At 45.2% G+C, this 12,775-nt stretch carries 9 protein-coding genes and 1 tRNA gene; 9 read left to right on the top strand and 1 reads right to left on the bottom strand.

Features of this window, described 5'->3' with window-relative positions; translation table 11 throughout:
- Positions 1-199: 199 nt before the first annotated feature.
- The 7 genes from tgt (at position 200) to KQI91_RS10615 (ending at position 8,795) form a co-directional block, all read left to right on the top strand.
- On the top strand, positions 200-1,342 hold the full coding sequence (gene tgt, locus KQI91_RS10645; protein ID WP_216392757.1) for a tRNA guanosine(34) transglycosylase Tgt: 1,143 nt from the start codon (positions 200-202) through the stop codon (positions 1,340-1,342).
- Between the two features lie 155 nt (positions 1,343-1,497).
- Positions 1,498-1,803, top strand: coding sequence for a preprotein translocase subunit YajC (gene yajC, locus KQI91_RS10640; protein ID WP_330654546.1), 306 nt, complete (start codon positions 1,498-1,500; stop codon positions 1,801-1,803).
- A gap of 198 nt (positions 1,804-2,001) precedes the next feature.
- A complete protein-coding gene (gene leuB / locus KQI91_RS10635) occupies positions 2,002-3,087 on the top strand; it encodes a 3-isopropylmalate dehydrogenase (RefSeq protein WP_216392756.1) in 1,086 nt (361 codons plus the stop codon).
- 79 nt (positions 3,088-3,166) lie between these two features.
- Positions 3,167-4,840, top strand: a complete 1,674-nt coding sequence (gene ilvD / locus KQI91_RS10630) for a dihydroxy-acid dehydratase (protein WP_216392755.1) — start codon at positions 3,167-3,169, stop codon at positions 4,838-4,840.
- Between the two features lie 34 nt (positions 4,841-4,874).
- Entirely contained in the window at positions 4,875-6,566 is a 1,692-nt protein-coding gene (gene ilvB, locus KQI91_RS10625; RefSeq protein ID WP_216392754.1) for a biosynthetic-type acetolactate synthase large subunit, read from the top strand.
- Complete coding sequence (gene serC / locus KQI91_RS10620; protein ID WP_216392753.1) at positions 6,550-7,632, top strand: 3-phosphoserine/phosphohydroxythreonine transaminase; 1,083 nt, start codon at positions 6,550-6,552, stop codon at positions 7,630-7,632. Before ilvB ends, serC begins: the two co-directional genes overlap by 17 nt.
- Positions 7,632-8,795 (top strand): phosphoglycerate dehydrogenase, encoded by a 1,164-nt coding sequence (locus KQI91_RS10615; RefSeq protein WP_216392752.1) that lies wholly within the window; start codon positions 7,632-7,634, stop codon positions 8,793-8,795. Before serC ends, KQI91_RS10615 begins: the two co-directional genes overlap by 1 nt.
- 135 nt (positions 8,796-8,930) lie before the next feature.
- Here the strand turns inward: KQI91_RS10615 and KQI91_RS10610 are convergent, their stop codons facing one another.
- Positions 8,931-9,902 (bottom strand): carbohydrate kinase family protein, encoded by a 972-nt coding sequence (locus KQI91_RS10610; RefSeq protein ID WP_216392751.1) that lies wholly within the window; start codon positions 9,900-9,902, stop codon positions 8,931-8,933.
- Positions 9,903-10,105: 203 nt separating this feature from the next.
- On the opposite strand from KQI91_RS10610, the gene glgB reads away from it, so the two are divergent.
- Positions 10,106-12,349 carry a 1,4-alpha-glucan branching enzyme gene (gene glgB, locus KQI91_RS10605; protein ID WP_216392750.1) on the top strand — a complete coding sequence of 748 codons (2,244 nt, stop codon included), beginning with the start codon at positions 10,106-10,108 and terminating at the stop codon, positions 12,347-12,349.
- Between the two features lie 46 nt (positions 12,350-12,395).
- Positions 12,396-12,468, top strand: a tRNA-Thr gene (locus tag KQI91_RS10600).
- Positions 12,469-12,775: the final 307 nt, after the last annotated feature.

Genomic DNA, 12,775 nt, shown 5'->3' with positions numbered 1-12,775 from the left:
GCTTTCGAATCTTTGAAATGAGCCAGATACAGTTTTTATATGAAACAGGCACGTAGACATCATTTTTTTACCTTTTACTATTTTTTAATTATTATTCCGGATTTTATTCCTTAAACATTTTTCTTTACCATTTTATTGTGTTCTGCTATACTTAGCAAAGAGTGTGAAAATGAAAATCCATACAGAAAGAGGAACAAACATGGCAAAATATACATTAATGAAAACGGAGGGGCGTGCGAAGCGTGCGCAGTTTGAGACTGTGCATGGTACGATCCAGACTCCGGTATTCATGAACGTAGGAACGATCGGTGCCATCAAAGGTGCGGTTTCTACGCAGGATCTTTATGAGATCGGAACACAGGTGGAGCTTTCCAATACGTATCATCTGCATGTACGCCCGGGTGACAAGATCGTGAAGCAGCTTGGAGGACTTCATAAGTTTATGAACTGGGAGCGTCCGATTCTGACAGATTCCGGCGGATTCCAGGTGTTTTCTCTTGCGAAACTCCGCAAGATCAAAGAAGAAGGCGTACATTTCCAGTCACATATTGACGGACATAAGATCTTTATGGGACCGGAGGAGAGTATGCAGATCCAGTCCAATCTGGGATCTACGATCGCCATGGCATTTGATGAATGCCCGAGCAGTGTGGCAGACAGAGACTATGTACAGAAATCTGTAGAGCGTACCACACGCTGGCTGGCAAGATGCAAGGCAGAGATGGCACGCCTCAACAGCCTGCCGGATACCATCAATAAAGAACAGCTTCTGTTCGGCATCAACCAGGGAGCTGTTTACGAAGATATCCGTATCGAACATGCAAAAGAGATCGCCAAGATGGATCTTGACGGCTATGCAGTCGGCGGACTGGCAGTTGGTGAGACACATGAAGAAATGTACCGTATCCTTGATGAAGTCGTACCGTATCTTCCGCAGGACAAACCGACATACCTCATGGGAGTTGGAACACCGGCGAATATCCTGGAGGGCGTAGAGCGAGGAATCGATTTCTTTGATTGCGTATATCCGAGCCGTAATGGTCGTCATGGCCACGTGTATACCAATCACGGTAAGATGAATATGTTTAATGCAAAATATGAACTCGATACCCGCCCGATCGAAGAAGGATGCGGCTGTCCGGCATGCCGCCATTACAGCAGAGCTTACATCCGTCACCTTCTCAAAGCAAAAGAAATGCTTGGAATGCGTCTCTGTGTTCTGCATAATCTGTATTTCTACAACCATATGATGGAAGAGATCCGCGATGCCCTCGACGAAGGCAGGTTTTCCGAATACAAAAAAATGCGTCTTGAGGGATTTGCAGCCGGAGAGCAGAAATAAGTTTTCTGGCAGTAAAATCATGTAGAAGCAGTATATTATGGACACAAATCCCACAAAATGCCGAAAAATACTTGAAGTAGCAGGCTTTTTTGTGTATGATAGTATGTAGTGTTCCTGAAGAACAGGAATGTAAGTAGAAACAGGAGGAATCGTAAATGAGCAGCACAGCAAGCAGTACCGCAAGCATGGGTATGATGATTTTATGGATGGTTGTTATCTTTGGAGTTATGTATTTCCTGATGATCCGTCCACAGAAGAAAGAGCAGAAGAGACTTCAGGCAATGCTCAACAGCATGGAAGTCGGTGACAGCATTGTTACCACAGGCGGTTTCTATGGAGTGATCATCGACATGACAGAAGAAGATGTAATCGTAGAATTCGGCAATAACAAGAACTGCCGTATCCCAATGAGAAAACAGGCTATTGCAGAGGTGGAGAAGGCAGAACAGGCATCCGCATAACTGCAAATAAGAAAGTAAGTGCTGCGTCAGATGCGGCACTTCTTTTTTTATAAAAATCGTTTACATTTGCAACACGTTCTAACTTTTACGTAGTAAAGGGTTGAAAAGTGCAAAAAAGTGCGTTATTATAATAACAATATCCATAAGGAAAGGACTCTGCTTAAGTTTCGTGTGATTGCAGAGAGAGGAAATGAAGAGATGGAATACAAGATCGCATTGATTCCGGGAGATGGAATCGGACCGGAAATCGTCAGTGAAGCAAAAAAGGTTCTCGACAAAGTATGTGAGAAATATCATCATACTTTTACATATTCAGAAGTACTTCTCGGGGGAGCATCCATTGATGTTCACGGGGTACCGCTTACAGATGAGGCAATTGCCACGGCAAAAGCCTCTGATGCAGTTCTGATGGGCTCTATCGGCGGTGATGCAAAGACATCCCCATGGTACAAACTGGAGCCGTCCAAACGTCCGGAAGCAGGACTTCTTGCTATCCGTAAGGCACTGAACCTTTTTGCGAATCTTCGTCCGGCATACCTTTACAAAGAACTCGAAGAAGCCTGCCCGATCAAGAAAGAAGTGATCGGAGACAACGGATTTGACATGATCATCGTCCGTGAGCTGACCGGTGGTCTTTACTTCGGCGAAAGAAAGACCATTGAAGAAGACGGTGTAAAGAAAGCAATCGATACACTTTCTTATAACGAAAATGAGATCCGCCGTATCGCGATCAAAGCATTTGACATCGCAATGAAGAGAAGAAAGAAAGTCACAAGTGTAGACAAGGCAAACGTTCTGGATTCTTCCAGACTCTGGAGAAAAGTCGTAGAAGAAGTTGCAAAGGATTACCCGGAAGTAACTCTGGAGCATATGCTGGTTGATAACTGTGCAATGCAGCTTGTACATGATCCGGCACAGTTCGACGTTATCCTGACAGAGAACATGTTCGGCGATATTTTATCTGATGAGGCAAGTATGGTGACAGGTTCCATCGGAATGCTTTCTTCTGCAAGCCTCAATGAGACCAAATTTGGTCTGTATGAGCCAAGCCACGGATCCGCACCGGATATCGCAGGACAGAATAAAGCAAACCCGATCGCAACGATCCTTTCCGCAGCAATGATGCTCCGCTACTCACTCAACCTTGACGAAGAGGCAGACGCAGTAGAGGCAGCTGTACAGAAAGTTCTGACAGACGGATACCGCACAGGCGACATCATGTCCGACGGATGCAAAGCTGTCGGAACAAAAGAAATGGGAGATCTGATCGCAGCAGCGGTATGACGATACCAGGATTGTGGGAGTGCTATGCACGGAACAATCCGTAAGTATCGGATAGATTGTATAAAGAGGAGATAATAAAATGAGAAGTGATTCAGTAAAAACAGGCTCACAGCAGGCACCTCATCGTTCCCTGTTTAATGCCCTTGGATTAACAAAAGAAGAAATGGAACGTCCATTAGTCGGAATCGTAAGTTCCTATAATGAGATCGTACCTGGACATATGAACCTTGACAAGATCGTTGCAGCCGTAAAACAGGGTGTTGCAATGGCCGGTGGTACACCGATCGTATTTCCGGCGATTGCTGTCTGTGACGGTATCGCAATGGGACACATCGGAATGAAATACTCTCTGGTAACAAGAGATCTGATTGCAGACTCTACAGAGGCAATGGCAATGGCTCATCAGTTTGATGCACTTGTTATGGTTCCGAACTGTGACAAAAACGTACCTGGACTTCTGATGGCAGCAGCCAGAATCAACGTTCCGACTGTATTCGTAAGCGGTGGTCCGATGATGGCAGGTCATATCCACGGACACAAGACAAGCCTTTCCAGTATGTTTGAAGCTGTTGGATCTTATGCAGCAGGCAAGATCACAGAAGACGAACTGACAGAATTCGAGAACAAAACATGTCCTACATGTGGATCCTGTTCCGGTATGTACACTGCAAACTCCATGAACTGTCTGACTGAGGTTCTTGGTATGGGACTTCGTGGAAACGGAACCATTCCGGCAGTATATTCCGAACGTATCCGTCTTGCAAAACATGCAGGTATGCAGGTTATGGAAATGTACCGCAGAAACATCCGTCCGAGAGACATCATGACAAAAGAAGCAATCCTGAACGCCCTGACTGTAGATATGGCACTTGGATGCTCTACCAACAGTATGCTCCATCTTCCGGCGATCGCTCATGAAGTCGGAATGGACTTTGATATCAGCTTTGCAAACGAGATCAGTGAAAAGACTCCGAACCTCTGCCACCTTGCACCGGCAGGCCCGACCTACATGGAAGACCTCAACGAGGCAGGCGGTGTTTACGCAGTCATGAACGAGCTGAACAAAAAAGGACTTCTCCATACAGAATGCATGACAGTAACAGGCAAAACAGTAGGCGAAAACATCAAAGACTGTGTAAACCTCAATCCTGAAGTTATCCGCCCGATCGACAATCCATACAGCCAGACCGGTGGACTTGCAGTCCTCAAAGGAAATATCGCTCCTGACGGCGGTGTTGTAAAACGTTCCGCAGTTGTAGAAGAGATGATGGTACACGAAGGACCGGCAAGAGTCTTTGACTGCGAAGAAGATGCGATCGCAGCGATCAAAGGCGGCAAGATCGTAGCTGGAGACGTTGTAGTTATCCGTTATGAAGGACCAAAAGGCGGCCCTGGAATGAGAGAGATGCTGAACCCGACATCTGCGATCGCAGGTATGGGACTTGGATCTTCCGTAGCACTTATCACAGACGGACGTTTCAGCGGTGCATCCCGTGGAGCTTCCATCGGACATGTTTCACCGGAAGCAGCCGTAGGCGGACCGATCGCCCTGATTGAAGAAGGCGATATCATCAGCATCAATATTCCGGAACTCAAACTGGAAGTCAAAGTATCTGATGAAGAGATGGCAGCAAGAAAAGCAAAATGGCAGCCACGTGAACCAAGAGTCACAACCGGATATCTTGCAAGATATGCTGCAATGGTTACCTCAGGCAACAGAGGAGCGATCCTTGAAGTGCCGAAAGCAAAATAATTGAAATCATTTTATATACACAGGAGGAAACGCAATGCAGCTTACAGGTGCAGAGATCATCATTGAGTGCCTTAAGGAACAGAAAGTAGATACTGTTTTCGGTTATCCGGGAGGCGCGATCCTTAATGTCTATGATGCTCTCTATAAACACAGTGATGAGATCCACCACGTTCTGACTTCTCATGAACAGGGTGCATCTCATGCAGCAGACGGTTATGCCCGTGCTACAGGCAAAGTCGGAGTGTGCCTGGCAACCTCCGGACCTGGAGCTACAAACCTGGTTACCGGTATCGCGACCGCATACATGGATTCCATTCCGGTCGTAGCGATCACCGCTAACGTAGGCAAACCGCTTCTCGGAAGAGATTCTTTCCAGGAAGTTGATATTGCCGGTATTGTAATGCCGGTCACAAAACACAGTTTTATCGTAAAAGACATCTCCATGCTGGCAGACACACTCCGTAAGGCATTTTATATTGCCAAGAGTGGACGTCCGGGACCAGTACTGGTGGATGTGACAAAAGATGTAACAGCAGCAACTTATGAATATTCTCTGCGCCGTCCGGCCACGATCAACCGTGAGACCGAGACAATTCGTAAAGAGGATCTTGAAGTTGCAGCACAGATGATCGAAGAAGCAAAGAAACCATATATTTTTGTCGGTGGCGGTTCCGTTATTTCCGGCGCCTCAAAAGAAATCAGTGAACTGGCTCACAAGATTCAGGCACCGGTTTGCGACAGTCTTATGGGTAAAGGTGCTTTTTCCGGGGAAGATCCTCTGTATACCGGCATGCTCGGTATGCATGGAACCAAGACTTCCGACCTTGGTGTGACACAGTGCGACCTTCTGATCGTTCTGGGCGCACGTTTCAGTGACCGTGTCACAGGAAATGCCAGGACCTTTGCAAAACAGGCAAAGATCCTGCAGATCGATGTCGATGCGGCAGAAATTAACAAGAATGTTGTGGTAGATGCATCTGTGATCGGAGATGTAAGAGAAGTTCTCCGCAGACTTCTGGAAATGATTCCGGAAGAACAGCATCCGGAGTGGATCGAGCATATTCAGGAGATGAAAGCAAAATATCCTCTGAGTTATGATCATTCCCAGCTCACAGGACCATACATTATAGAGAAACTCTATGAAATCACAGGTGGAGATGCAATTATCTCAACAGATGTCGGTCAGCACCAGATGTGGGCCGCACAGTACTTCAAGTACAAAGAACCTCGTACCTTCCTGACTTCCGGTGGTCTCGGAACGATGGGATACGGACTTGGAGCTGCGATCGGTGCCAAGATGGGAAGACCGGACAAAACAGTTGTCAACATCGCTGGAGACGGCTGTTTCCGAATGAACATGAATGAGATCGCGACAGCAGTACGCTGCCATAAACAGCTTTTACAGATTGTCATGAACAATCATGTACTGGGTATGGTACGTCAGTGGCAGACCTTATTCTATGAACACAGATATTCACACACCGTCCTTGACGATGCCGTGGATTTTGTGAAAATATCTGAGGGCATGGGAGCGAAAGCAATCCGTGTTACGAAGATGGAAGAAGTAGAGCCGGCGATCCGCGAGGCTCTCGCAACAGACGGACCTGTAGTACTGGACTGCTGGATCGATCAGGATCTCAGCGTGTTCCCGATGGTACCGGCAGGCGCAAGTCTGAATGAAGTTTTTGACGAGGAGGATATGAAGAACAATGAGCAGAGTGTATAATTTTTCTGCAGGACCGGCCGTACTGCCGGAACCTGTGCTGAAAGAAGTAGCAGAAGAGATGATGGATTATCAGGGAAGCGGCATGTCCGTAATGGAAATGAGCCACAGAAGTCCTGAATTCCAGAAGATCATCGACGATGCAGAGCAGGATCTGAGAGATCTGATGAACATCCCGGATAATTACAAGGTATTATTCCTTCAGGGTGGTGCTTCTCAGCAGTTTGCCATGATTCCGATGAACCTGATGAAAAACGGAGTTGCTGACTATATCGTTACCGGTCAGTGGGCAAAAAAAGCATATCAGGAAGCACAGAAATACGGAAAGGTAAACAAGATCGCCTCTTCCGAAGACAAAACCTTCTCTTATATCCCGGACTGCAGCGATCTTCCGATCAGCCCGGATGCAGATTATGTATACATTTGTGAAAATAATACAATTTACGGAACAAAATTCAAAACTCTTCCGAATACAAAGGGCAAAACTCTGGTAGCAGACGTTTCTTCCTGCTTCTTATCTGAGCCTGTAGATGTAACCAAATACGGTATCATTTACGGTGGTGTCCAGAAAAACATCGGACCAGCAGGTATGGTAATCGCAATCATCCGTGAAGACCTTATCACAGAGGATGTTCTTCCGGGAACACCAACCATGCTTACATATAAGACACATGCAGATGCAGGTTCCCTGTACAACACACCGAATGCTTACTGCATCTACGTATGCGGCAAGGTCTTCAAATGGCTCAAAGCTATGGGCGGACTGGAAGAAATGCAGAAGAGAAACATCGAAAAAGCCAAGATCCTCTATGATTTCCTGGATCAGAGCAAACTCTTCAAAGGCACAGTAGAGTCGGCTTCCCGTTCTCTGATGAACGTTCCTTTCGTTACAGGTGACAAAGAGATGGATGCCAAATTCGTTAAAGAAGCAAAGGCAGCAGGTCTTGTAAACCTCAAAGGACACAGAACTGTAGGCGGTATGCGTGCTAGTATCTACAATGCAATGCCAAAAGAAGGCGTAGAAGCCCTCGTTGCATTCATGAAAAAATTCGAGGAGGAAAATGCATAATGTTCCAGTATAAATGCCTCAATCCAATCTCCCAGACAGGTCTCGGCCTGTTTGGAGAGGAATACAAACAGACAGAAGAATTAAACGATGCCGATGCCATCCTGGTAAGAAGTGCCAAGATGCATGACATGGAGCTTCCGGAAAATGTCAAAGTCATCGCCCGTGCAGGTGCAGGTGTCAACAACATCCCGGTTGATGCATGCGCAGAAAAAGGTATCGTAGTATTCAACACACCAGGTGCAAACGCAAATGGTGTTAAGGAGCTTGTTCTTGCAGGAATGCTCCTTGCTTCCCGTGATATCGTTGGTGGTATTGAGTGGGTAGCACACGAAGAAGACAAAGAACACATCGACAAACTGGCTGAGAAACAGAAAAAACAGTTTGCAGGATGTGAGATCAGCGGTAAGAAACTTGGTATCATCGGTCTTGGTGCGATCGGAGCTATGGTTGCAAACTCTGCAACACATCTTGGAATGGAAGTTTACGGATATGACCCGTTCATCTCCATCGATGCAGCATGGAACCTCTCCAGAACCATCAAACACAGCAAATCTCTGGATGAGATCTACAGCCAGTGTGATTACATCACCATCCATGTACCGCTTACAGACAACACTCGCAAGATGATCGACAAAGAAGCTTTCACAAAGATGAAAGACGGTGTCGTTCTTCTGAACTTCGCAAGAGACCTTCTCGTTGATGAGGATGCCCTTGTAGAAGCTCTTGACAGCGGTAAGGTTAAGAAATACGTAACAGACTTTGCAAATGCAACCGTAGCAGGCAGACCGGGAATCCTTGTAACACCACATCTTGGTGCATCCACAGAGGAATCCGAAGAAAACTGTGCAGTTATGGCAGTCAAAGAAGTCAGAGATTTCCTCGAAAACGGAAACATCAAAAACTCTGTAAACTTCCCGAACTGTGACATGGGAACCTGCGTGGCAGTAGGACGTATCACCATTGCCCACAAGAACATTCCGAACATGATCAGCCAGTTCACCAAGATCCTTGGTAGTGAGGGACTGAACATCGCGGATATGACTAACAAGAGCCGTGGCGGATATGCGTATACCATCATCGACCTGGAAAGCGCAGCATCCAAAGAAGCTCTGGATGAGCTGAGAGCAATCGAAGGCGTATCCAAAGTACGTGTGATCAAATAAACCAATCAAAACCAATGGGGATGGAAAATGGCATTTTTTCTCTCCCCGTGGCTTTTTTGCATTTGACCAATCAAAAAACCCGGAAAATTCTTTAACAGAATTGCCCGGGTTTTTGTGTACATAAATGGTATTAAATTATTTACGACTTGCAATAAATTCTTCTACTTCTTCACGTGTCGGCATAACTCTCAGGGCACCTTTACGTGTGGTGATGAGGGATGCAGCGGCGTTTGCAAAGGTGAGAAGTTCTTTGAGGTTTTCTTCTGTAAGGTTCTCAAGACCGTGGTCAAGAACGTAGTTCAGAGTACTTGCACAGAAGGTGTCCCCGGCGCCGGTCGTTTCGATGGTATTTTCCTGAAGGAACGGAGCAACTTCTACACGCATGTCTTTGTAATAAGCACGGCTTCCGTCTTTTCCCATAGTAACCAGAATCAGCGGAATATGATATTTTTCCTGGATCATAGCAGCACCCTTGTCGTAATCAGTGGTTCCGCACATAAATTCTACTTCATTGTCTGAAATTTTCAGAACATCACATTTGGACATACCATATTCGATTTCAACTTTGGCATCGTCCAGAGATTTCCAGAGAGGCGGACGCAGGTTCGGATCAAAGGTAATGATACATCCGGCTTCTTTGGCAAGATCAATTGCATGACGGGTTGCTTCACGTACACCTTCATGGGTAGAAGAAAGTGTTCCGAAATGGAAGATACGGGAAGACTCGATCAGGTCCTTCTGAACTTCTTCCTTGGTGAGCATCATATCTGCACCTGGATCACGATAGAAGGAGAAATCACGGTCTCCATCCGGATAAGTATGTACAAAAGCAAGAGTTGTATGGCAGTTTTCGTCCATGATCAGGTTTCTGGTATCAATGCCAACTTCTTCAACGGCTGCTTTTAACTGATTTCCGAACATGTCTTTTCCGACTTTGCCGATGAAAGCAGTTTTTTTACCAAGTCTTTCCAACATGGCAAGTACATTACATGGAGCACCGCCCGGGTTTGCCTCCATCAGCGGGTTGCCCTGAGAACTGGAACCGTTTTCAGTAAAGTCAATAAGAAGCTCTCCGAGGGCCGTTACGTCAAACTGTCTTTTTTCCATAATATAAAAACCTCCTTAAAAGTTCCTGTAGTGATTCCTTTTTTGGAAAGAAAGATACTAACATCAATTTATCGTAGAGAGACGTTTTTGTCAAACTAAATTCGTTATATTCTTTATTTTTATTATAAAAAATGATAAACTAAAGCAAAGAGATACAATTTCAGCAATTTCAGATAGAGTATTTCAGAATGGAGGCGCAAATAATGGAAAGCAAAGTATATAAATATATGGACTGGCCGGAGATTGAAGCCGTCGTTTACGGAGAAGAGGCTGCACCACGTGATCTGATGGCACCACGTCTTACTGCAGACGGTGTTCTGATTCAGGGATTTTTTCCGGATGCAGAGAAGGCAGAGGTTCTGATAGATAAAAAAGTGTATGAAATGGAAAAACAGGATGATGCAGGATATTTTGCGGCAATGATTCCGGGCAGAAGGATTCCGGCTTATCAGTATCGCATCACCAGAGGAGAAGAAACAAGAACATTTGCAGACCCATATGCATTTCCTGTGCAGATCACAGAGGCAGAAGAAAAAGCTTTCTGTGCCGGTGTGTATTATCATGCATATGAAAAACTGGGGGCACATCCAATGGAAATCGGTGGTGTTGCAGGAACCAGTTTTGCTGTATGGGCACCGAATGCACTCCGTGTCAGCGTAGTTGGAGATTTTAATGGCTGGGATGGAAGATGTCATATGATGCACCGCATGCCAATGTCAGGTATTTTTGAATTGTTCATTCCAGGCGTAGGTGCAGGAGAAATCTATAAATACGAGATGAAGCTGAAAGGCGGTGCGATACAACTGAAATCTGATCCATATGCAGCCTGTACAGAGCTTCCACCTGCGTCTGCATCTGTTGTAACAGATCTTCGTTCTTATGTATGGGAAGACGAAAAATGGATGAAAGAGCGTGAAAGATTCCGTGACCGCAATCAGCCGGTTTCTATTTACGAGACAAGTCTTTCCAGATGGAAAAATGCAGAAGAACTTGTCTCTTATGTGAAGGAATTGAAATACACACATGTAGAATTACACCCGGTCATGGAATATCTGGATGAGGAAGCAGGGGAATACAGCACGTTTGCATATTATGCTCCGGACAGAAGATTTGGCACACCGGAAGATTTTCAGAGGCTGGTGAATGCACTTCATAAAGAAAACATAGGTGTGGTTCTTGACTGGACTCCGTCTCATTTCCCGAGACAGGAGGGTGGGCTGGAATTATTTGATGGAACACCGTTGTATGAAAATCCGGATCCGTCTATGGCAATCCATCCGATGTGGGGAACGTTGCTGTTCAATTATGAAAGCCCGATGGTCAGAGATTTCCTTCTGGCAAATGCTTTCTACTGGCTGGAGTTCTATCATGCAGACGGACTTCGTATGGATGATGTGGATTCTATGTTGTACCTGGATTTCGGAAGAGAATATGGTCAGTGGCGGCCGAATATTTATGGAACGAATGAAAACCTTGCAGCAGTGGAATTCCTGAAGCATTTGAACTCGATTCTGGATAAGAAACTTCCGGGAACGATGACGATCGCACAGGAAGATGGCCTGTGGTCCGAACTGACCGGCAGTGTTGAAGATGATGATATTGGATTTTCTTACAAGTGGAATAACAACTGGGCGGGAGATTTCCTGAATTATCTTTCCAAAGACCCGATTGAACGGCAGTATGTGCATGATCAGCTGACACTGTCTATGCTGTATACGTACTGTGAACACTTTGTGCTTCCACTTGGCAGCAGACAGACTGGGGATCAGGAAAGCTTTATGGAAAAACTTCCGGGGGATGAGTCTCAGAAACTGAGTCAGATCCGTGCGGCATATTCTTATATGATGCTGCATCCAGGATGCAAGATGATGGCGCCGGATAAGGAAATTTCCGGAGAAATGAAGAAATTTATCCGTGACCTGAATGAATTATATATCTCTCAGCCGGCGATGTCAGTTCTTGATAATGACTATGAAGGATTTGAGTGGATACAGCTTATGAAATATGAAGAAAATGTTCTGACATTCCTTCGAAAGACAGAGAATCCGGAAGAAACGCTGCTTGCTGTATGCAACTTTGCGGCTGTTCCATATGAGAGCTACCAGATGGGTGTTCCGTTTTATGGAAAGTATAAGGAAATCTTTAACAGTGACCAGAAAGAGTATGGTGGCAAGGGTACGGTTAATCCGAGAGCAAAGACCTGCAAACAGGCAGAGTGTGATGAGAGAGAGTATTCTGTGACATTCCGGATTCCGGCACTTGGTGTAGCTATCTTTTCCTGCACACCGGGCAAGAAACCGGAGAAACTTGCAGTAGCAGCCAAAAAACCAGAGACGGCAAAGAAAACCACCCGCCGTGCAACGCCAAAGAAAGAAAATGCCAAGAAAGTAGCTGCAAAAAAAGTGGCTGTAAAGAAAACTGCTTCAAAAGTAAAAAAAATATCTTGATTTTTTTGAAAAATCAGGTATAATAAGATTTGTGTCTTGAGCACAGGCTGAAATAGCTCAGTTGGTAGAGCACTTCACTCGTAATGAAGGGGTCGTGGGTTCGAGTCCCATTTTCAGCTTAAAGCTTCGTGATAAGTTCACGGAGCTTTTTGCTTTACAAAAATTTCTTTGCGATTTCTATTTCATATAAAATGAGAAAGGTACAACGGTTTTAGATAAAACTGTGCTTTTCGATGTCCTATTTTACTAATTCGAGGTCAAGTCCTTTTTTGTGTGTAAATTCCCTTTAGGTATAAAAAGTATTACGCCGCAAGCATTTTTTGTTGTTCAATAGCAATCAAGCGTAACTGCTTTTTACAATGCGATAGTGCTGTTTTATCTTTTTTACTTATATTGAGTTTTTGTTCTAGTGAATACCGCTCATGC

The sequence above is a fragment of the Blautia sp. MSJ-19 genome (assembly GCF_018918125.1).
Taxonomy (GTDB): domain Bacteria; phylum Bacillota; class Clostridia; order Lachnospirales; family Lachnospiraceae; genus Blautia_A.
This window is presented reverse-complemented; position numbering and strand designations above follow the sequence as displayed.